The organism is Gelidibacter gilvus (assembly GCF_004115975.1).
Lineage (GTDB): Bacteria > Bacteroidota > Bacteroidia > Flavobacteriales > Flavobacteriaceae > Gelidibacter > Gelidibacter gilvus.
Window position 1 is genome coordinate 1 of sequence record NZ_SDDZ01000006.1, and the last position, 23,147, is coordinate 23,147.

Consider the following 23,147-nt stretch of genomic DNA (forward strand, 5'->3'; position numbering starts at 1 on the left):
GCACTACGGTGAATTCATTCCCCTCTTTAACTAAAGAGGGGAGCTGGATTGTACGTATAAGTTTATGTTGGAATTGTTGTTGGTTAGTTGTTTTGGGACAAGACAAGACAGTGTGAAATTGTTGGTGGAAAACACCAAAATTGACGCAAGAAAAGACCAAACTCCCCTTTCTTCACCTTCGTTGCACTACGGTGAATTCATTCCCCTCTTTAACTAAAGAGGGGAGCTGGAGGACTGGTTCTCTCCGGTCTCAATTAAGCAAGCTCAATCGAAATATAATACCATAAAGGTGCCATCTAACCATCGAGGTTCTCAATTTTAGAGATTAAGCTGTGGCGGAGCATTTCCAATAACTTGGCTTGATTATTTTTGCGTGCTCTGATTTCCAAAAAGACACGGTAGTAATCTCCCAATTTGATGGTAAACATTTGTTCCATACTATTAGCTAAATCCTTAATGGCTGCATTTCCGTTGTTGACCAATCCGGAGGCATGTAACGCATAAGTAAGTTCGACGAGATCGACTTTTGATCCTGTCCATTGAAGTGTTACTTTTGAGTTTTGTATTTGGGGCATCATGGGGAGTGATAATTTCTTTTCGAGATAATTAATGGTCAGGACATGGCCTTTTATTTTGGAAAAAATCATGTCGTGGGTGGTGGCAAATTCAAAATCGACCATTGAGGCTATGGCCTCGTCCAAAAGTTGATGGGTCGAATTATTCCGGATAAAAAAATCATGATCTCTATAATCGTGTCGGCGTAAAAAATATTCATAAAGCTCCTGATGTTTCATTAAATAAGCTTGCAAGTCTCTGATTTCAGAAATTAAGAATTTTCGTTCCTTTTTAGGGCAGCCATAAGGACGCGACCTTTCAACTTGCACCAAGCCAATAAAGTAAAATAAATAGCCTACGATTGTAGATTTAATCTCTTTAAAAAATATGGCTTCCTCTTGAAGATCCTTAAACCCTAATTGAATTACCCGTTGGCGTACGACCTCGAGTGTTTTTTTGCAGTGTTGGATTCCGAGTTCGGCACGTTCAAATATATTTTCCTGTTCGATCTCAAGACTTTGCAATATTTGTTCCAAAGCCTCCACTTGTGTTTTAAATACGTTCATGATTAAGTAGGTTTAGGGTTTGTAAATGAATAGATTAAGCTAAAGGCAATGGGAAAATTACTGATTAAACTTATGAGCTGTAAGACAAAGTGCCTCTTAAATTGATGGTGTTCCCCTCATCACACTGATGAGATAAGTTTTAATATGATTCAAAAAATATGGTGATTATTATTGGAAGACCTACTGCCATTTTAAATCGTCTGATAGCCGCTTTTGCACCTTCGAGACCCCCTCTCTATATGTCTGATGTGCAGAGTTGGGTAACTTTGGCAGAACAGGCAAGGACCTACCACGCTCTTTGCGTCATTATAAACTTAGACCTTAACTTCGCAGATCTGGAAGCCTTGGGACCCGCATGGGCACAACCATTACTTCTTCCCTATATTATTGGCATGACTAATGACATATCCCGTGGCTTTACTGCATTTAAATACGGATTACATGACGTTTATGGCCCAGGAGATTGTGCGATACACGTGGTCAAACGCTATCAGCAAGCCATACGTTCCTTTAATGGGTACCTATATTTTGAGAGTGGCAAAAAGAAGCTTTATTTAAAATCGAATGAGATTCTATTTTTAAAAGCCGATAATTACACCACCGATCTCTTTCTGACTTCAGGTCAGACCATTCCCTTATTTAATACACTTAAAAGTTATGCGCAATACTTACCCTCGACTTTTGTACGCATCCAAAAATCGTTAGTGATCAACACCCAATTTCTATATGCTGTAGAGTCCACTAAACGGAAGTGTTGGCTGATAGGGTATGCTGGCGTTTTTATTTACTCTCCAATTTATATTAAAAACCCGACTCTCCTGGTCCGACAGCCCGAAAATTGATTTGACTGTTTTTAAAACCTATTTCACTGGCCACTGCTCTTATTTCACTGGAAACAGCTAAAACCATTACATACCTATCTCTATGAATTTATATCTTCGGTTCAGGACTTAGCGTTCCTCCAGTAAATCTGCTGGTACAGTGTGCACAATTGAAGCTATGTTTTTGCCAGAGTGGCAGACATTATACTATTCATTATCATTGTTGTCCTATAAAGAATCAAGACCCTGCCTGCCGGCAGGCAGGCGCTTCGCTAATAGAATCAAGAACAAAGACTTAACATTAAATCACTAATAATCAGTGTGTTTACAAAACAGATCTATCTTCTCTTGCTCTATAAAATAAGCCTCATCATCTTTTACAATTTTTAATCGGACACTAATGATTCATTAAATGTTACACACCATGAAAACTCGTTATTTTTTAGTGTTGGTTATCCTTGCTATGCTTGGGATGTCCTGTTCGCCCGATGCGATTATCAATGAAACCGGGAGCTTTTCGGACACCTATGCCACTGGAGGGGAACACAGTGTCCATCCGGACAACGTGAGAGATTAGGTTTGTTTTATCTGTAAAGAAGCAAGACCCTGCCTGCCGGCAGGCAGGGAACAATCCCGAAAGCTTTCGGGATGATTGTAAATGGCTGATAGACGAAGCGTATAGAAAAAGAAACTATTATCCCGCTAAAAAGCGGGATTAGTTCAACTTACAATTTTGAATTCATTGCTTCGCTATTTTTTCAAAATTGAGTTTCACTAACAAAAGTCTTTTTGCTATCTTAATCTTCAAATTACCAGTTATGATAACGTCTGTCATAAAGCACGTGAGTGCCTTATTTTTAGTCCTATATGGCTATACTCAAGATTTACCACCGCCGAAGGCGGATGATTTGATTGTTCCCTTAAAGGATGGGACGAGAATTGCAGACCCTCCTACAATGTCCTCTTCCAGCTTTCAGCATTCTTATGAAACCCTTCAAGGCTTACCTTTAGACTCTTTAAAAGTAGTACGAATTGCCCAATTGGCGAGAGAGGTCATCCAATTACAAGACACTTCGCTGTTTTACACTTTCAACTCCCAGGCTATGGGACTGGCCAAAAAATTGAATCATCCTTATCTGATGGCCGACATCTATTGGAACTGGGGTGAGTATTATCTCACCAAGTTTAATTATTTAGAAGCGTTTAAAAACTACCGCGATGCCGAAGTCCTGTTTGAACAATCCAATCATGCCTATTACCGAGCAAAAATGCTTTATAATATGGGCTACATTGAATCGTTGGTGGCTGATTATTCGCGAGCGGAAATGAGTTTATTCAAGGCTTTAGTGTTTTTTAAGGATTTAAATAAGGAGTCTCAAATTATTGGCACCTATAATTTATTAGGTAGCGTTTATGATGGGATGGAAGATTATGCCCAAGCCGTCTATTATTATCAATCCGCCTTGGATTTGGCCGGTCGCGGTCCGCACCGTCTCTATCCGGATCTTCTTAACAATTTAGGCGTGACCTACCAAAAGATGGGATCAGGAACCTTTGCCATAGAAAGCTTCCGAAAAGCCATAGGCAGTCCCGGGCTCATACAACTGAACCCTGAACTTTATGCCCGTTTGTTGGATAACCTTGCTTATGCCCAGTTCACTTTTACACCTGCCGTAATGGTTGAAAAAGATTTTTTAACCGCCTTGCGGATTCGTGATAGTTTACAGCACCTGCCCAGTATCATCATCAGCCATCTCCATTTATCCGATTATTATAAAGCCCATGAACACCTATTATTGGCACGGACCCATGCTGAAAAAGCTTTGATTTTGAGCGGTCGAAAAGGATTGCAACGCGATCAGATGGGCGCTTTAAAACGGCTTGCGGTACTGGAGCCCCAAATGGCTTCAGAACACCTCACCAACTACATTAGGTTGGCCGATGCGCTGCGCAAAAACGAAAACAAGCAACGCGAAAAATTTGCGCGCATTCAGTACAAAACTGATGATTATATAAAAGCGAACCAACGGTTATTTCACCAAAAGCTATTGTGGATTGTAATCGCCATTATCTTTCTCATTCTCCTGGTATTTATTTACTGGTCCATGAATCTGCGTATCCAAAACAAGCAACTTCATTTTGTGGCCCTACAGCAAGAAGCTGATGAAGCCCTTTATGCCCTGCGCATTGACCAATGGCGCAAAGGAGAGCAGGCCCGGCAAGAAGAACGGGAACGACTAGCGGAAGAGTTGCATGACAGTGTCCTTACCCAATTGTTTGGGATGCGCCTCAACTGGGAAGTATTGGATTTAGAAAACGAGAACACACGATTCCAATCCCAGACGCAGGGCATTCTTAAAATTGAAGAACGCCTTCGGGCCATCTCCCATAACTTAGTGGAAGACCCCCTATACAACCACGCCCTACTCATTAAGAATTTAGAGGTGTTATTAAAGGAAAAAAGTCATCAAGGCGGATTTGTGTATTCTCTTAGCTGTGAGGATCCAGAACCTTTTGAAGCCCTGAACGAACAAGCCAAGATGCATCTATTTCGAATTGTGGAAGAAGGGCTGCACAATATCGTGAAACATGCCCGGGCTAGTAAGGTTACTTTAGCGTTATATTCAAAAGATCAGTTAAAGATTGTCATTTCGGACAATGGCTCGGGCTTTAGGGAAGGCTTGATCAAAAAAGGGTTAGGACTGCGTAATATGCGGGCACGAACGCAAAAAATTAATGGCAGCTTTCACTTATCAACGGGAACTACTGGGACAACGATTACCATTACTCTAAAACATCACATTTATGGAACGCAAACTCATTAAAATTCTGTTTGTAGAAGACCATCCACTTATTTCGGAGGGGTATGTCAGAGCTTTAAAGCTTTTAAAAAAGCAACGGCTAGAATTGGATTTCAAGATCTCAGAAGCCGCGTCGTGTGATGCAGCCATCCACCTATTGCAGCAGAAGGCCCCACCAGGTTTCGATCTGATTATGCTGGACTTAGTCATACCCCCATCAAGCTGTGGACGCTGGCTCTCTGGAGAGGATATTGGGCGAGAAGTACGACAGCGCCATCCCGAAACGAAGCTGCTGATCAACACAAGCTTTGACAGTGTTTATCGCATCAACAGCATCTTTAAAACATTAAACCCCGAAGGCTATCTGATAAAAGTTGAAAGTAACGCCAAGGTCATTATTGATGCCATTTCCAGGCTTATAGATGGTGAAACTTTTTACGGTGGGAGTGTTCTTCAAGTGTTGCGTAAAAACTTGGCTAACGATTTTGTCCTTGACCAATGGGATCGACAGATTCTATATCAACTCTCATTGGGAGCCACGACGGCATCGTTATCCAGTATTCTTCCGATGAGTAAGGCTACTATTGAGCGCAGAAAACGTCATCTTAAGGAGATTTTTGATGTGGAGGGCCAGGATGATCAAAGATTATTGGAGCGTGCCAGAGAACTTGGATACATCTAATGATTGACGGCCAATCCCTCATTTTTGACGCATATTCCCTCATATAGTCTGCCTTGTTGCTAGTAACTTAGCTACTGTGAAACTGATTCAAAGAAGTGATGTGCCATCAACAGAAACATAAAGACCATAGGAAGTTAATAGTCCACTTTTTGACCTTGTTGTTCATCTTTCTTTTTAGTTATGCCGCTCTAAGTAAACTTATCAGTTATTCCGTTTTTAAAGATCAACTGACCCAAGTGCCATTTTTGGCTTTTGCAGCCCCATTTTTGGTATGGGCCGTCCCCGGAGTTGAGCTTTCGGTAGTGGTTTTGCTGTTATGGCCTTCCTTAAGACGTTGCGGAATTCTTTCGTTTCTTGGGTTGATGCTAATGTTTACCGGCTATCTCGTTTACACGCTTTATTTTAGCCCCTATACACCTTGTTCCTGTGGGGGCATTATTTCGGGCATGGGTTGGAGGAACCACATCTTATTTAACTTGTTTTTTATTGGTTTGGCGGTGCTCGCTATCTTACTTGAGCCTTCTAAATCATCAGAAAAACCACAATAATACTACGTAGTGACAGGGGAAGATCGAAAACCTGTAAAATAGAGTAGATCATTAATTTAAATATACATATTATGAAAACTAAAGTTTTAAAATTCGTTTTACCTGTCTTTGCTCTTTTGCTGGCCGTTAGTTTTGCATTTGCAGCAGAGTCCACAAGTGAAGCCAAGACTGCTTATTATCTTCATCCTGTTTTAGGATGGCAGTCAGTAGCCATTGGTGATGACTGTAACAAGCCAGCTGGAGAAGCATGTAAGGTCGGTACATTCCAATTATATGGAGACATGTCCACATCAAATCCTTTGCACAGAACTGCACCATAATAATTAGGAATAAAATTAATTTTGAGAAGGCACTCTATTTTAGGGTGCCCTTTTTTCTCTTTATTATATAACAGTAAGTGAAACTAAGTGTAAATTTTATCAAAAAAAATCAAGGAATCTCTTGTAAGCTTAAAAGGCAATTGTTCCAATGACCAACTGAAACATTGCCCTTGTACTGTTTTAATTTTCTTTTTATGTCATTTTTAATATCCATCAGTTGTTCAAGCATCAATCCTTTGGAATAGTCCGTGTAATCATAATTTTTTTCTTCTATGGAAATATTTATTCTTTCCTTATTAACATTCCGAACTAAAAAGTCAAGATAGGTCAATTGGATCTCTTGTTTTCTTCGAGGCACATTTCTCGACCCATCGTATAGCTCTCTAAACACTCCCAATTGAAGTGAAGTGAAAAAGCGTTTATAAATACCATCAAAACCATTCATATCATTCATATATTCCAGACGCTTCATCCTTAATGGATTCAACAACTCGAACACAAGGAGTGTCTGATATTGTAATATCATATCCCGATTGACCGTATAGTTTATACGTGTTTCAAATGGAGGGTTGGTAAGCCACTTGGGTGGATATAGAACATGTTGCATTAGGAATTCAAGACTTTTCATTTGGTAGTCCATTGAAATGGGCTCATATCGACTTCCAGAAAGATTGGTAGGCTTCATGTGGATGTCATAGCCTCCAACAAGATAGACAACCTGCAGCATTTTATTATTCCACAAGTCCAAGGTACTTTCATACAAGCGTTCCATACGCGCATTGTCCTTTTGATTACTGCATGCTTCTGGAATTAGCTCCATCACCCTCTCCAGATTTTTGAGAACCATAATAGTGCTCTGCACCACATTTCGGCAGTCCACCACTTCATAGGTCGTGCCTGGGCCCATTCCATTAGAACTACGGCTGTGGCGGTACCAAGGTATGGAATCCTGTAGTCGGATGAGGCTTTCTAGAACGGCCTCTTCTTCCATTTCCGATATTTCAGGAGAAAATTCCATATAACCCCATTTGATCATGTATCTATCTGTGGGGCCCACTTTTTGATTCAGTAGATTGGGCGGGATGCTATCTTTAGGCTGTGCGACATTGTTTTGTCGTGTATAGTTCATGACACTTGGGGTATGCCCCATGGATGCCAACCATGATATATCATTCATTTTTTCGATAGGATAAGCATTCTGACCATAATGACTATCCATTAGACCAAACGAATGCCCTACTTCATGAGCGACCAAACTTTGGTACAGTTCCCCTAAAAGTTCATCAGGAAATGGGAATTTTTGTGCTCGTTTATCCAAGGGAGCCGCCCTTATGAAATATCTTTCCGAATAGGCCTCGCGCGAATTGCCAATAAATACATCGCTTTTCAATATTTCTCCCGTCCGTTCATCAATAATATTAGCAATCGTACCTCCATAACCACCTCTTTCCTCACCCCTGAAGTTATAGCCACTTTGCCAATAAATCATAGAGGTGTGGATACTTTTTGTTTGCCATTCACTTAAGGAGTCATTTTCCTGTATGACTAAGGCGTCCTTGAAGCCCGCAGCTTCAAAGGCCGGTAGCCATTCTTCAATACCAGCCCTTACGAAAGGCCTCCACTTATGAGGTATATCGGGAGACATTATAAAGGTGATGGGCTTTTTGGGCACACTGATCTCTTTATATTTATGAAGCTTTTCAAGACGCCACCTGCTGATATTGGCAATACTGTTATGGGGGAGATAGGAAATATCGTTCAATTTTTCATTGAAGAAACCCATCCGGTAGTCATAATGTCTCGCTGGCATAGGATCAGGCAACATACAAAACGCGTAGTGCATGGGAACTGAAATTTTTATATTATTTTGAATTAGCCCCTTATTTATCTTTACAATGACTTCGTCGATTAGATCTTTGCTTTCCATTAGCATGGTTATCGATGGAACCATTGATTCGGAATAGCCTGGACTCCATTCTATATTTTGTGTCAATAAAAAATCTGTAATATTGATGGTAAGACCGCGCCATTGAGGATGCGTGTTATTTAAAGGAAAGACAGCAAGAATATTTTCTTTTAGTGTAAGTTTTTCTCCTATTGGCAAGGTAATTCCTGCTGTTGACTGTATGGCAGGCGCTTTCAAGATCAATTGATTCATGTACAATGACCACACTACCTGCATATATTGTCGATTGGTATTCTGTTCGTATCTCACAAACAGCATGGGCTTATCCAACAAATGATCTGGAATGTTCAGATACAGTTGGTTATTTTTAATAGATGTGGTCATAAAAGCCTGTTTTGGGGACTTCTCCAAAGCTGACATTGTATGTGGTGCACCTATTATCCATAGGCAAATCAGAAAAAATAATTTCATTATATTAAAGTTTTTTAAGTATTAATACCCTTTATTCTGGGGCAAAAGATTAGGATTTAGTTCCAATTCGGTTTCTGGAATTGGAAACAAAACATCGGTTGTATGCCAATTTGGTTTTATTGGCCCCAATACAATACCTGCATTGCCCGTACGTTTTAGATCAAACCATCGCTGGCCATGTTCCGCAAATAGTTCAATACGACGTTCCTGGAGTATCGCATCCAGAACTTCCGTTAATGAATTTGCGGTGGTTCCAGCAAGTCCCGCCCGATTTCGGATGAAATCGATATCCTCCTTTGCACCGTGAATATCCCCTAATCGTGCCCTAGCTTCTGCTCGGATGAGATACTGCTCCGCACAACGGAACACGATGGAATATTCCAAACTCTGGGTTTCGGTTAAAAGAGCTTTGTATTTGTTGGCAAAGAACAGGGTCAACGTGTTGTCCGAACTGGATATACTACCTGTCCAATGCACAAAACGATTATCGCCTACCTCGAATGCAGCCAACAGATTATCCGTGAGTGCATATTTTTGACCTGGAATGATCTGGATGACCAATTGGTTCGCCTCCTGTGTATTTCTGGGAATGACTCCTGATTTTAATTGCCAGATGGTTTCTTGGGACTCTTTGAGAAATGTATCTTCCAAATTACGCTCCAAACCGTAATTGTCAATGAGCTCAGTTGCTGTTACAGTTGCTAAGTCCCATTGTTCAGTATAGAGATACCTCCTCGCCAAGAGTGCCTTGGCCACATACTCGTCTGGCAACACCCTTCCCCCTGAATCGATAGACAGACCTTCCATCAGTTCAATGGCGGTGGTGAGGTCATAAATAATCCTTTCATTGACCATTTTTAACGGCATACGTGGTACCTTATTGTTCTCCAAATAATCGGTTGTTGTCAAATATGGGATGTCACCAAAGAGATCTGCTAGGAGGCTATGGACATAACCCCTTAAAAAAAGAGCTTGGCCCCTGAACCTCTTTTTCTCTAGGATTGTTAGTGCATCGGAACCATCAACGCCTGTAAGGATATCGTTGGCGCAATAAATGAGGTAAAACGCATGATTCCACCACGCGGTTATCCTTTGATTTCGGGCAATTACATTATGGTTGAATAGTGGTATTTGATTCGTGTCAAACCCGAAATAATCCAATTCATCACTATATATACCCAAGGCAGTTGTCATTCCAAAAGTGCCAGAAACTAATCCCTGCTCACGAATTTGGTGATAAATATTGGCCAATGCAGATTCGACTGTTGCAGAATCATCGAAGACGGTTTCAGAAATCAAAATATTCTTGGGGGCATCAACTTCCACAAAGTCTGAACAATTGACTAACACAACCACTGCTAAACAAGGGACAATTCTGTTTACATTTGTGAAAATTAAAAATGCAAATCCCTTAAAGTTTTTTCCATTCTGGAAACAAGATTTTATAAATTTCATGATTGTTAATGGTTAAAAGGTTAATTGTAATCCAAGAGTAAACTGGCGCAAAGGAGGCAAGATAGTGTTCGTGGCCTGTTCAGGGTCTGGACCGGAATACCTAGTAAATGTCAATAGGTTTTGTCCTTGCAGGTACACCCCCACCTCCATTGTTTTACTGGATATTGGCACCTTATAATTTAAGGAGACATTTCTCAATCGCACAAAAGATGCGTCGGATATAGCGGCGCTACTCATTCCTTGAAGGCCATTCGTGTCTTCTCCTATATTCAGACCGCTTGAAGCCATCTGTATGGGACCGACATCCCCTGGTTGTTGCCATCTATCCAACAGCTTCACTGAGGCATTACCTTGATATCCAGGCGTTGCACCATAAGCCAGCTCGTTCTTTGCTTTTTGTTTTTTAAATTGAAAGAACACATCCAAAGTGAAATTGCCATAAACCAAGGTATTACCCAACCCTCCATAAAATTTAGGAGTCAGATCTTCCACCCACTGACGATCCTCTATGCCTATATTACCATCGCCATTATAATCCTCAAACTGGTACAAGCCCGTTTCTGGATTCACTCCTAAGGCATGGTACAGTTTTAAGATACTAATTGGTTTTCCAATGATAAAACGTTCGGAAAATGTTGAGGATTCCAACCCATCAAATGTTACCAATCTGTTATTGGGAATGGTTATATTGAAGGTTGAGGTCCATTTGAACTTAGTGTTCTGGTAGTTCACGGCATTGATATCAACTTCTAGCCCTGTATTCTCTACCGTGGCATTAAAATTCCCTGTCAATTCTGAAAAGCCCGTGGTGGCTGCCAAAGGTATGCCTATGAGTTGATTGGAGGAACGATTTCGGTACCAGGATGAATTGAGACGCAGTCGGTCCTTAAAAAATCCCAGTTCCAGCGCCGCTTCCAACTTTTGATTTGATTCCCATCCAAATTCAGGGTTAAGTAGACCTGCAGGCTGTAATATTGTGGTGCCATCATAATCAAACCCCGTCACATTATAAGTAGATAAAAATTTATAATCACCTATGTTGTCGCTCCCTGTAGTCCCATAACTTGTTCGTAATTTGCCAAAACTTAGCCAAGATGAGTTTTTAAAAATTACTTCCTCAGAAAAAATCCATGCTGCACCAACAGAACCAAAATTCCCAAACTTTTTGCCAGGACCGAAGCGTGAAGAGCCATCCCTACGTCCTGTAAGATTTATAATGTAGGTGTCAAAGAGTTTAAGATTTAAACGTCCAAAGACCGCATTATAGCTATACTTACTATCGGCATCTCTGAGCACTTCTATGATATCACCCGCCGCCAGATTTTGTATCAATTGATTATTTGGGAAGCCTGTGCCTTTTTGAACCAGCTGCTGAGTTGTTTCTTGTTGAAAGGTGGTGCCCAGCAGCACATCCAACTGTGCCCATTTATATTGGTTATACCAATTGAGTTGCGGTTCGACAATCCATGACTGTCGGTCAGAGGCATTTGTTGAGATGTTGGAAAAATTTTGCGGAGTAAATCCAAAAACTGGATTGAGGGCCGAACTAGGTATCGTTCTGAAATCGTTCAATTGATACTTATTAAAACCTAAATTAGATTTTATTTGTAAATTAGGCATTAGCTCATAGGATACGGAGGCATTTGCGATTAAGGTATGTATCATCACTTCGTATTGTTCTTTCAACGATGCAATAGGATTGTTCCAACTATTATTTTCCCAGTTCAACTCACCTGCCTCATTATATAGTCGAGGTGCATTTGGTTCAAGGTTATAGGCTAAATAAGAAAAGTCTGTTCTTGGCAAGGAATTGGCTTCACGAGTGTATATGGTGCTAAGATTGATGGCAAACCTATCTGCATCCGACCGGTGATTAATATTGCTTAGTAAAGAGGTTTTAAGATACTTAGAATTTCCAGGGAACACGGTACCCTCCTTCTGATGAGCGCCACTTATCAAAAAGCGTGTATTAGGATTGCCCCCCGACACTGAAACTTGTGCGTAGTTGCGATGGGCCGTTCCTCCAATGAGCGCTTTTTGCCAATTTGTATAGCGAGTATTGTCCCAAGATTTAATATCAGGCCATATAAAATCGAATGTAGAATCCTCCAATAATGCTCCAAAGCCGTCATTTATTACGCCTTCCCTTCGGACCTCCAAGTACTGTTCAGTATTCATTAAGTCCAAAAAGTGGGACACCTCACCCAAAGTATTGCTCAGATTTACTTTTATCTGAGTTTTTCCCGCTACCCCTTTTTTGGTAGTAATAAGCACCACCCCGTTAGCTCCACGAGATCCATAGATCGCTGTGGCATCAGCATCCTTAAGCACTTCGATGCTTTCTATATCATTGGAATTCATCGCATTCAAGGGACTAATATTTCCAAACAAAACCCGACCAGACACCTCCCCGACACTAAGGGACTGAGATCCAAAAGGAACGCCGTCTACAATGAACAAGGGATTTGACGAGCTGTTGATGAAGTTTCTACCGCGCACATCAATGTTGAAACCACCACCGGGCACTCCTGTGGACTGCACGATGTTAACTCCCGATAGGTGGCCTTGCATGGCTGCGATGGGATTATTTACGGGCTGAAATTCTATATCCTTAGCCGTAATTCGCGCAATACTCCCCGTTTTCTCACGGTCCGTAGTGGTGTAGTAACCAGCATTGATCTGTACCTCGCCTAGGGCGGTGGCATCCTCGTGTAAGGAGATGTTTATAATGTTGCGGTTTTGAATAGGAATGGTAAGCGTTGTGTAGCCCAAATAAGATATTTGAAGCGTGTCTGTTGATTTGGCAGTGATGCTGTAACGCCCATCAAAGTCCGTTACCACTCCTTTTTTAGTGTTTTTAATAAGAATATTTGAACCAGAGATGGGCAGGTTTCCGTCAGTGACCTTGCCAGTTACCAAGAGATCCTGGGCAGTGAGTGGCAGGGTAAAAATTATGAAGAGAAGATTGCAGCCAAAAATACGCCGCCACCTTACTGATTTATGATTATTTATCATAGTTTTGTGTTGGTTAAAGTGATACAATTGTTTTAACTTTTGGCCTGCTCCGATGGTCGTTGAAAACTTGGGAGTGGGCTTTTTTTTGCTAGAAGCACGAAGCTAGGAGCATGAAGTTGGGAGATGATTTTATTTCATTGGCATTTTGTTTAAATTGAACATTTAGGAGCTCTTTGTTGTTATAAAAGATAGAGTTTTTAGGGAAGTAGGCCGCTGCTTTTTTACTAGCAAAATTCCAACCAACAACGGCCCGTTCCCAAGACTAATTCTAATTAATCATTTTTCACTTTTATAAATGGTGCTATTAATACTTTGGGCTGGAGGATATATTATACTTTTTTTTTAAGACTAACCAAGGCGCTTTAAGTTTTACAATTGAAATAGCATATCACATTTATATCGGCTTATTTCGGATATAAGAGGTTTTGTAAGTGGAGTGTCCGACTTGATGACTGATGTCAGTAAGATTGCCTTGACGGAGTGGAAACGAAAAGGCGTGGAACTCAGCTTACTGTCTTAGTGGTACTGGTATACCGTGGAACAATAAGTGAGCCCACGCCGGATGACGTGAGCATCTTACTTATCATTTCGTTCCTTAATAAATTACCAGTTTTCTAAGACGAAATTCTAAGCGAATGCTTCTTAATATTTAAAAGAATGCTATCGCAAATATATAATATCGGTATTCATTGTTGATGAATACTAAACAAATATAGTAATATATTTAATATGCAACATATATGTGTCAATTATTTTTTTATAAAATCACGAAGTTGCAATTGTGAATAGCACAGAATACATACAACTTCAAAGACAAATTGCAAAAAATGTAAAAAGATTGCGAAAGGAAAAAAATCTTTCACAGCTCGATTTGGCATTATTGTCAGATTGTTCACGTAACCAAGTTAGTAGAATAGAAAATTGTGAAGTTAATCCTTCTTTGCTTTTCCTTACCAAATTAGCAGAATCTTTAAATACTACCGTTTTAGAGTTGATTAGTAAGTAAAATAGGGTCAAAAACTATCATTACTATAAGTGATCTTTTCCATTCATTTACTGAGGGAAGCACTTCCGCTCATATTCCTAAAAGAAAACAACAGCAAATACTTTATTAAAATAAATTTCCACTTCTTTTTTAAGATGTTGATAATGTGGGATAACTTATATTATCACTATTAGAAAAAAAAGGTATGTTTGATATGGACATAATCAATATAAGCGCAGCTCGTTGTGCCTATACGTGTATTACCTGTAATTAAAAAAAGATAAATCCTGAATGACAAAGAACCCTAAAATATACAGGATAGATGAAACTAACCGTTTGCTGAAATCTCTCAAGCAAACAGATACTATCATTCAGAAAATAATAAACACATCTTTTAAAAAACTCAAATACAAATACCCTTTTAATAAAGAAAATTTGCAGAAAATCGTAAAAGGAGAAAATACTTATTTTCTGTATTTATATAAGTCAGACGATATTGTTTCAGATTGGAAAGAGTTTTTACCAAACGGGTTTACTTCAAAAAAAGATTTTACAGAACAAAAACTTTCCTTGTTACTCTTTATTGAAACTGAGTTTAACATATTCTGTATTGTAGGGGGAAATGCTTATCAAATAATTTTACCATTTATAGACCATTCTTTTGGGTTAAATCTCTACTCAAGAATAATCAAACCAGAATTTGATGAATTATTATCAATTAAATCAAGAGGAATAACTGGATCAAGAGCAGGTATAAGTGAGCAATTTAGAGATAATTATAGAATAATTGATTTTATAAAATTCGGCAAAGTTCCTAAGGAGATTCATTTAAAATTAAGTCAAGAAGTATCAGACTTGCACTTTCAATTTCTTAAAAAGAACAAAACAGATAGAGTTCAGATTTTTGTGGGTAAATCATTTCAGATAAAAAAATCTGTAGACTTTAATGATTTAATTAAAATAATAATAGAGATTTGTTATATCCTTGAACAGATAGCGTCTGATTACCTTAGTTCCTATGAGGAAATCACAGATCAAAAATATATATCTGATTATCTACATCCCGAATTAATAACTCGAATTTTCAATGACACAGAAAATGTTTACAAAAGAGGGCAATATTCCAACACCACTTTTGAATATGATTTTTGTGACCCGAACAATATTGAAAAGTTTTATGAGGCTGATTATTATAAACTAAAAGAAAGAACGGAAAATGGTGGTTACAGTACATTTGCTGAAGTAACTGATAGAACTGAAATTTATGATACTGTAATAAAAAGAGGAATCGAAAGGTGTGGAGTAAATGATAGATTTAAATTTATGGTATTCTTGCAAGGTGCAAGAATTACGAGCCATCATAATAAAATACAAACTAGTGCATCAAGCTTTCTATTTAATATTTCAACAGAATTCCCAATTAATAATAAACCAATTTTTTTAGTAGATACAAAATGGTATCACTTAAGAGATACTTTTGTAAAAGACCTTAAAACAAATACAGAACATATTCTAAAGACATATAACGCATCAAATACAATTTTACCTTTAAAATGGGATAAAAAAATTCTTAGAAGAGAAAGTGATTACAACTCATCTTACAATAGCTTAAAAAATTATATCGTGATAGATACTATTATTAAGGATGGATTAGAATTATGTGATATATTAAATTATGATAATGAGAACCTATATTTAATTCACGTTAAATATGGATTCAAATCTGAAATGCGCGAGCTTACTAACCAAATTACAATTTCAGCAAGGAGATTGAGAGAAACATTAGGATCTGAAGAAAAAACTATATTAACGAAGATTTATAATAGTTTAACAAATAAAGGCAACAATATCGATAACCTGTCTTTATCTGAATTTAAAGAATTATTTAAAAAGAAAATCACATATGTTTTGGCATTTACTTCTCATTTAAAAGAAGATTTAAGTGTTATAGAAAATATAGATATGTTTGATTCTAATATTGCAAGGTATTCTTTAATACAATGTTCAGGAGAAATGAGAGCATATTATTACGATATGCAAACGTTTCAAATTATGAGAACATAGAAATAACTTCAGGTAATAACTAAGAAGTATTCGGCCCGCCTATAGGTCGGAGATGATTATTATGTTGACGAATATAGATGACATAAATAGAGGTGGGGAGTAAGAGAGGTAGCAATAAAACTGGCAGTACTTATCTGGAACATGACTGTCAAAAGCATGCCTTATCTGAATTCTGAAGGATATTTTTATTTAGATCAGAAAAGAAAACTGGGATTGGTCAAGAGAATCAAAAAACAAATTGATAAATTCGGCCTGACAAATGAAGAAATAGGTCTAAATTTAAAACCAAATTAAGGCCTTCTTTTTATAGCTTTAGTCGGAATTATCAAAAAACTATAATGAGAACATTTATCATTTCAGATATACATGGGAAAAATGAGCTTTTTAAGAAGGCATTGAAGATGGTGAAATTAAAAAAAAACGACACATTAATACTTCTTGGCGACTTAATTGATAGAGGTAACGATAGTAAAGGTGTTTTAGATACAATTTTTCTTCTAAAAGAGCATGGATTTAAAATTGAGCTTGTATTGGGTAACCATGAAAAAATGTTTCTAGATTCATATGAAAATGAAGACGAACATACAAAATGGATGATTAATGGAGGTGATAAAACATTAATGAGTTTTCTAACAAGCTCAATAGATAAGATTCCTAAAAAGTATATTAATTTAATCAAAAGTTCTAAAGTTTATTTAGAAAAAGAGGGTTTCATACTAGTTCATGCAGGTTTAAACATGAACATCGAGAATCCGTTTGAGGATATTGAAACCATCTTATGGGAGAGAAATCCTAAAAATTTATTAAACCAAGATTGGTTGGGAAATAGAGTATTAATCCATGGTCACACGCCACAAACAAAAACAGAAATAACCAAACAATTAGAAGAAAACATTATTGGAATAGACAATGGAACTTATTTGAGTACTGAAAAAGGATATGGCTCATTAGGCATTTTACAACTTGAAACAAAAGAAATAATTTTTGTAAATGAAAATTGAACAGATAATACAAAGTATAAACAGAGGTGGATTCGGAATTATCGATGAAGTAGAATGTGATAATGGTCAAAGATATGCACGAAAAACATTTGCTCCTTCTGACCAATTTAAAGATGATGTTGACATATGTAACAAGTTGAAATCACGATTTATTAGGGAAGTAAAAACCCAAAGTTTATTACCTTCAGAATATTTCATGCCAATAGTTTTTTCGGATTTAAACTCACCACAACCGTATTTTTTGATGCCATTGGCAGAAGATGTTTTTATAAACGAAATACAGACTGCTAAAGCTGAAAGCCGTTATCCAGAAGGATTGGGAGACATTTTAAATGCCCTAGAGTTTCTACATAATAGTGGTTTGGTACATAGAGATTTAAAGCCTCAAAATGTGCTTAAACATAATGGTGCATGGAAATTAGCTGATTTTGGGTTAATCTCACAAGATAAAGATATTCTATCTCAAACTATTACAACGAGCAATAATGCTTATGGGACAGTAATGTATTCTGCACCAGAACAAACTGTTGAGTTTAAACGTATAACACCTCAAGCAGACATTTATTCATTTGGGGCAATTCTACATGATATATTCACAGATGGTAGTAGAATTCCTTATTCTCAATTAACAGCTGATGGTGAAATTGGATATATAATTGAAAGATGTACTAAAAAAGATAAAAACAAAAGGTTTAAAGACATAAAATTACTTAGAGCAAAGCTTCTAAGTTATATTTCAAAACCTAAAACAACAGATTCTAGTCAGTTAGACGAAGAATGGATTGAAAAATTTAATAATGTACTTGAATGGAATGAAGATACTTTTGAGAGTTTTACTTTTTATCTAAAGCAAAGTGATACTATACAACAAAACGTTTTTTTCAGTTTCAATCAAGATATTTTAAAATATTTGCATAATCTAAATCAAGACTCTTTTTATGATGTTTCTTTACAATATTTAGATTGGGTTTATAAGCGTTCATTTGATTTTAGTTACTGTGATGTTGTAGCAGATAACATTAATTTAATTTACAAACTATCTGATGATGTTGAAGTAAAATCAAGATGTGCATTGTCATCATCTGAACTAGGAAGATATCACAATCGATGGTATGTTATGAAGTACGTTATTAAAATGTGTGATTCTGATATAGAAGATAATCTTGCATTTAGAATCGCTATGGACATCGAACTTGAAAGTAATAACAAACAAAACTTTATTAAGTGTGCTCATCAAATCAAATTAACAATTGATTCATATCATACTGAAATTCAGAAAGCACTAAAATAACAACGCATAATAGCTAAGCATTCGTGTGGTCGGTACGACCCAACATGAATTCCGTGTTGACTGAGCTGGTTGATAGATAAGTTGGGAATAAGAAAGACAGCTAGAAAAGCAGAATAATAATCAGGAATATGCCTATCAAACGAATGCCTCGGGTGAAGCTGGAAGGTTGTCTGTATTTAGATCAGGAAAGAAAATTAGGATTGGTCAAACGAATCAAAAAACAAATCGATAAATTCTGCCTGACAAATTAAGAACTAGGCTGGCATAGGAGACAAATTAAAACCTTTGTTTTTATAAGGGAAGTCAGAATTGAAAGATAATCTTAATATCGCTAAAGTAAAAAAGCTAACCCAATATGAGTTAGCTTAATTTCTTAGGGGAACGGAAATAGCTTGAAAAAATTCAGTGGATATTCCCGAGCCCCTTTCTGTATCTTGATTTTTTTAGTCTAAATTGTAATCGCAAAATTATAACTTTTTATTTACAATGCAAAATGTAACGATTAGATATTCAGTAAATGCCTTTGAACAGATATTCATTGAGAAAGGATTAGAGTTATTGTTTAAAAATACTATAGACTCATTTAGATTAAGACTACATAATCCAAAAACACTGCTCCAAGAACTAATTGCAGTCTGTCAATCTTCAATCTCAGGAGTGCTGACTAATAATGATTATGCTGACTCGACGTCAAAAGAATTGAAAAAAACAATCGATGATGATGATGATGGTTTAATTTTTAATAAAGTAAGTAAAAAACATTATTTAAAAATAATTACCAAGCTTCAAAGAAAAGACTATAATCTAGCTATACAATCAAGTTCATTAATCCTAAAAGAGAATTCGGACTATTCACATAATTTATTTAATTCAATAATTGAATTAACATCATCTTTCAACACTATTAGTGATGATGGTACTTCTCAATATCAAGAAAACTTAAATAATGTCAAGAAAAAAATTATTGTTTTACTTAGTCATCTTCTTGTTGAGATGATCAATAAAGGATACTCAAAGAAGTATTTATATAATTTTTTTCAGACTACATTTGTAAGAAATGTTTCACATACGGCTCATTTTGAGGACCGGGTTGATATCTTCAAAACTCTTTTAGACAAAGAAGATGAGGAGTTTACCATTATATATTTAATTCAAGGTAATTCATTTAGATTTTCAGAGTTTAAGAAAATTGATAATAATTATGGAAAAGTAAATAAGCGTTTTAGAGGTGCATTAAAAGATGTCATTTCTACAAAAGCTTATACTTTTTTAGAGCAACATAAAGAAAATAATCTTTTATATGTTAAACTAGTTTCAAAAGATTATTTCAGAGCTATAGAATTATCCCTAGAAAAAATATCTAAAGATCTGGACATTTATCATTTAGGATTTAATGATCATTTTGTTAAAATTGGTTCTCAATGCTGTGTGATTGGAGAAAATCAACCATTAAAAGCATCAACATTTCCAAGTAATTTCTATATCGATGGCTTCACTAGAAGTAATACACAAATATTCGAAATACTTCTAGAGAAAATAAAAAAAATTAGTCAAAACAACGTTGATAAAGATAGTTATGATAAAATAATATCAGCTATTAGATACTATAGGACTGGAAGTGAGTCTCCAGAACTAGAGACCAAACTATTAAATTATTGGATTGGTTTGGAGTACATATTCACTTCGTACAATACTGACCAGAAAACAATAGATAGAATTCGTAATTATTTTCCAATTTGCCATTCTGTAGTTTATGTAAAAAGAAATTTATATGATTTCCATAAGTCATTAGAAAGATTAAATATCTCTAGTAGTATTGCTAACTATGATAGCTCCTTAGACTATTTTAAAGAGCATTCAACATATACAACGGCATATGATAATTCTACAAATCAACTTTTAAAATTCCGAACAAGATATTTTCAAAAATGGTTTGAAGAACCAAATAAAATTGATTTTGCGTTAAAACGACATTCTGACAACTTATACTGGAATCTTACGAGATTATATCGTATAAGAAATGAAATTGTCCATAATGCTGCAATAAAAAATGGTATTTATATTCATATTTCACATATGAAATACTATTTGTCCTTCATTTTAAACTCCATATTAGATTTTATGGCGGATGAACCAGCAGATATAAATAATGATGGTAAAGTAACAATTGAAGATTATTTCATTACGCAAGAAATAATATTTGGCTCATTAAAAGGTGAAAAATTAGAAGAATTTATGAAAATAGATAATCCAAATCAAGTTTTCTATTAATTAAAATGTCCTATGTCCTACTAACTAAATTTGTAACTCAATAAGTTTATATTGAAAAATAGACATCATTAATGATAAAGTTTTCATTTTTTAATTGCTCCCTATCATACTCGTTAATATCATGACCCGACCCTCCCAATGTTTATTTCTGGATATTTTGCAGCCATCACCATAGAGAATAATGCAAAGGGTTTTGGACCTAAAGGTGCAACAATAATACTATAATCCATTTTTAAGTTTTGGTAGAGTGATTTTGGAACTCATCTAAATCAGGATTTCTTCTATTTAAAACTAATTTTCGGAAAGCATCTAGAGCTCTTTCATGGTTTAAATCTATAATATCGGCAATAAAATCATCTGCTGATTTTGCGACCAATCCAAAGGTAGCCAAGTAATCCTCTGGAAAATCTTTTAAATTATTGGTAACTATAAAATTGGCATTGGTTTTAATTGCCGCTGCTAGTACATGACAATCCTTCTCATCAGGCAAAGTCAATCCAGGGATTAATGCTTCATAATTCACAACCAGCGCATCAGGAAACGCTAAATTTGCGATATCTGACCTTTTTTTAATTTCTTCTTTGGTTATTCCTTTCCTGCTCATAACCTCTTCCCACTCACAAAAAATATGACTACTCCATTTTGGAGTAAATAATTCATAGTACGCAAACCAAAATAGCAAATCTCTGATTTCAATTGGATAAATAACATTAGTGTCAAGAACACAGGTAAAACGAACACTATGAATCATACAAGCCTAAATCTTCGTCCGACCTCATCATTTCAATCAGAAATTTTTCCTGATTCAATTTCATTTACTTTTTATAATTCATTACGTCCTCAAATTTAACTCTACGATGTCTACCAACTAAGGTAAATGGTATATTGCCTTCTTCAAGCAATTTTACAACATGAGGTCTTGAACAGCCTAATAATTCTGCTGCTGCTTGGGTAGTCATTTCAGTAGCAATCGGAACTAAAGAAATTGGTTGACCTTGACTGGTAGCTTTCAATATTTTCGCTAAAAGTTTCAAAGCTTTTAAAGGAATCTTTATTTTTTCAGAAGTTTCTTCAATTTCAATTTCAGGATTCTCCGAATGCAAACCTTCTAAAGTAGCTGCGGGTGAGGAAGGAGAGAATGTGTGAAATAAAACAAATAAATAGTGGCAAACGAGGACGTGTCGCCGCAGTGGCGCTATTTATGGTGTGCGCAAGGCTATAATTTAAAAGTTATTATTGATGATGACGCCCTTCGACTGCGCTCAGGGTGACAATTAAAAATAAAGGATTGCCTTGCACAGATGTTTTATGAAACAAAATGGAACGACTGACGAACTCCTTATTACCTGCCGTCCTTCGGGATTATAAATTCGGGTTAGCAGTTGAAAATGCAGATTAGCTCCGCTGAATCTTCGATGTCCTGGCTTCGCAGGGACTTTAAAAGTAAAAGGCTATCCAATTATGGATAACCTTTTAAAGTTTGAAGACTAATTCAAAAATAAAGAGATTTACAAATAGTAAGCGATAATGGTTGCAAAAACTTGAGTACCCTTGGGCTAATGGCTATTTCGGAGTGATGGTGCCACGTGTTTCGGTCAAACCGTGCCACTTTGAAAGATACTGCAATTATATAAAATTTTATTGTTATTCGTTCTTTAAAGCTCCTTTTCTTAAGGATTCTCCTTTGAGGTCTATCCTGTGGGAAGAGTTTACGATCCTGTCCAGAATAGCATCAGCAATGGTTCCTTCTCCAATGATATCATACCAGGCGGAGACTGGTATTTGGGACAAGATGATGGTGGAAGACCGGTTGTAACGGTCATCGATTATATCCATAAGCGATTCTCTTGCATGGCTGTCAAAAGCCTGCAGGCCAAAGTCATCCAAGATAAGCAGATCTGCCTTTAGGAGCTTTGCCAGTTCTTTTAAATAGGTTCCATCGGCCTTGCTGAGCTTTAGCCTTTTTAATAAACGGGCTGTGTTGGCATAGATAGTACGATATTCCATCATGCACGCTTGATGCCCCAAGGCCTGGGCCAGATAACTTTTTCCAACGCCAGAGGCTCCAGTTATAATGATGTTCTCTTTTCGTTTTATAAAATCAAGGCACCCCAGACGCAGGAACATATTTTTGTCCAGATTGCGCTGTTGGGCGTAGTCCACTTCCGCCAGCGCTGCCTGTCCTCGGAAGGTAGCCTGCTTAAGAAGCCTTTGGATCTTTCGGTTCTTATGGTCTTCCCATTGGTGATCCGTTAGCAGTGCCAAGTATTCATCGGCCGTAATATCTGTTGTGCGGTTTTCCCTGATATGCAACAGGTGCAGGTCTGCCATGGCACCCAGTCGCATTTGTTTTAGTTTTTCAACAGTTTGATTGTTGTTCATAATTATAGAGTTT

At 36.9% G+C, this 23,147-nt stretch carries 18 protein-coding genes; 11 read left to right on the forward strand and 7 right to left on the reverse strand.

Translation table 11 applies throughout. The features are described from left to right. Positions 1–296 precede the first annotated feature (296 nt). Entirely contained in the window at positions 297–1,121 is an 825-nt protein-coding gene (locus tag ESZ48_RS11055; protein ID WP_129017557.1) for an RteC domain-containing protein, read from the reverse strand. Positions 1,122–1,279: 158 nt separating this feature from the next. Between ESZ48_RS11055 and ESZ48_RS11060 the strand changes: the two genes are divergently transcribed. The 6 genes from ESZ48_RS11060 to ESZ48_RS11080 all read left to right on the forward strand — a co-directional run bounded on the left by ESZ48_RS11060 (position 1,280) and on the right by ESZ48_RS11080 (position 6,293). After that, positions 1,280–1,963: a LytTR family DNA-binding domain-containing protein gene (locus tag ESZ48_RS11060; protein ID WP_129017558.1), complete on the forward strand. Its 684-nt coding sequence runs from the start codon at positions 1,280–1,282 to the stop codon at positions 1,961–1,963. 403 nt (positions 1,964–2,366) lie between these two features. Continuing rightward, positions 2,367–2,519, forward strand: a complete 153-nt coding sequence (locus tag ESZ48_RS19295) for a hypothetical protein (protein WP_190246240.1) — start codon at positions 2,367–2,369, stop codon at positions 2,517–2,519. 241 nt (positions 2,520–2,760) lie between these two features. Further along, positions 2,761–4,767 (forward strand): tetratricopeptide repeat-containing sensor histidine kinase, encoded by a 2,007-nt coding sequence (locus ESZ48_RS11065; RefSeq protein WP_129017559.1) that lies wholly within the window; start codon positions 2,761–2,763, stop codon positions 4,765–4,767. Further along, the gene (locus ESZ48_RS11070) at positions 4,748–5,425 is read left to right on the forward strand and encodes a response regulator (protein ID WP_129017560.1); all 678 of its coding nucleotides are present in this window, start codon (positions 4,748–4,750) and stop codon (positions 5,423–5,425) included. The genes ESZ48_RS11065 and ESZ48_RS11070 overlap by 20 nt, the downstream gene beginning before the upstream one ends. Positions 5,426–5,523: 98 nt before the next feature. Next, positions 5,524–5,973 (forward strand): MauE/DoxX family redox-associated membrane protein, encoded by a 450-nt coding sequence (locus tag ESZ48_RS11075; RefSeq protein ID WP_129017561.1) that lies wholly within the window; start codon positions 5,524–5,526, stop codon positions 5,971–5,973. Between the two features lie 71 nt (positions 5,974–6,044). Continuing rightward, positions 6,045–6,293: a DUF6520 family protein gene (locus tag ESZ48_RS11080; protein WP_129017562.1), complete on the forward strand. Its 249-nt coding sequence runs from the start codon at positions 6,045–6,047 to the stop codon at positions 6,291–6,293. A gap of 109 nt (positions 6,294–6,402) precedes the next feature. On the opposite strand, the gene ESZ48_RS11085 is transcribed toward ESZ48_RS11080, so the two are convergent. The 3 genes from ESZ48_RS11085 to ESZ48_RS11095 all read right to left on the reverse strand — a co-directional run bounded on the left by ESZ48_RS11085 (position 6,403) and on the right by ESZ48_RS11095 (position 13,140). Beyond that, positions 6,403–8,583, reverse strand: coding sequence for a zinc-dependent metalloprotease (locus tag ESZ48_RS11085; RefSeq protein ID WP_190246241.1), 2,181 nt, complete (start codon positions 8,581–8,583; stop codon positions 6,403–6,405). Between the two features lie 108 nt (positions 8,584–8,691). Next, positions 8,692–10,125 carry a RagB/SusD family nutrient uptake outer membrane protein gene (locus tag ESZ48_RS11090; RefSeq protein ID WP_129017564.1) on the reverse strand — a complete coding sequence of 478 codons (1,434 nt, stop codon included), beginning with the start codon at positions 10,123–10,125 and terminating at the stop codon, positions 8,692–8,694. Positions 10,126–10,137: 12 nt separating this feature from the next. Beyond that, on the reverse strand, positions 10,138–13,140 hold the full coding sequence (locus ESZ48_RS11095; protein ID WP_129017565.1) for a SusC/RagA family TonB-linked outer membrane protein: 3,003 nt from the start codon (positions 13,138–13,140) through the stop codon (positions 10,138–10,140). Positions 13,141–13,921: 781 nt separating this feature from the next. Between ESZ48_RS11095 and ESZ48_RS19795 the strand changes: the two genes are divergently transcribed. The 5 genes from ESZ48_RS19795 (at position 13,922) to ESZ48_RS11125 (ending at position 20,752) form a co-directional block, all read left to right on the forward strand. Further along, a complete protein-coding gene (locus ESZ48_RS19795; RefSeq protein WP_190246242.1) occupies positions 13,922–14,146 on the forward strand; it encodes a helix-turn-helix domain-containing protein in 225 nt (74 codons plus the stop codon). A gap of 270 nt (positions 14,147–14,416) precedes the next feature. Beyond that, positions 14,417–16,189 (forward strand): DUF6119 family protein, encoded by a 1,773-nt coding sequence (locus ESZ48_RS11105; protein WP_129017566.1) that lies wholly within the window; start codon positions 14,417–14,419, stop codon positions 16,187–16,189. Between the two features lie 338 nt (positions 16,190–16,527). Next, the gene (locus tag ESZ48_RS11115; protein ID WP_129017567.1) at positions 16,528–17,190 is read left to right on the forward strand and encodes a metallophosphoesterase; all 663 of its coding nucleotides are present in this window, start codon (positions 16,528–16,530) and stop codon (positions 17,188–17,190) included. Then, a complete protein-coding gene (locus tag ESZ48_RS11120; RefSeq protein WP_129017568.1) occupies positions 17,180–18,481 on the forward strand; it encodes a protein kinase domain-containing protein in 1,302 nt (433 codons plus the stop codon). The genes ESZ48_RS11115 and ESZ48_RS11120 overlap by 11 nt, the downstream gene beginning before the upstream one ends. Before the next feature lie 486 nt (positions 18,482–18,967). Then, entirely contained in the window at positions 18,968–20,752 is a 1,785-nt protein-coding gene (locus ESZ48_RS11125) for a hypothetical protein (RefSeq protein WP_129017569.1), read from the forward strand. Positions 20,753–20,984: 232 nt separating this feature from the next. On the opposite strand, the gene ESZ48_RS11130 is transcribed toward ESZ48_RS11125, so the two are convergent. The 3 genes from ESZ48_RS11130 to istB all read right to left on the reverse strand — a co-directional run bounded on the left by ESZ48_RS11130 (position 20,985) and on the right by istB (position 23,134). Then, positions 20,985–21,503 (reverse strand): PIN domain-containing protein, encoded by a 519-nt coding sequence (locus ESZ48_RS11130; protein ID WP_129017570.1) that lies wholly within the window; start codon positions 21,501–21,503, stop codon positions 20,985–20,987. Positions 21,504–21,567: 64 nt separating this feature from the next. Further along, positions 21,568–21,855, reverse strand: coding sequence for a helix-turn-helix domain-containing protein (locus tag ESZ48_RS19580; protein ID WP_223266425.1), 288 nt, complete (start codon positions 21,853–21,855; stop codon positions 21,568–21,570). A gap of 541 nt (positions 21,856–22,396) precedes the next feature. Next, positions 22,397–23,134, reverse strand: coding sequence for an IS21-like element helper ATPase IstB (gene istB, locus ESZ48_RS11140; protein WP_129017571.1), 738 nt, complete (start codon positions 23,132–23,134; stop codon positions 22,397–22,399). Between the last annotated feature and the right edge of the window lie 13 nt (positions 23,135–23,147).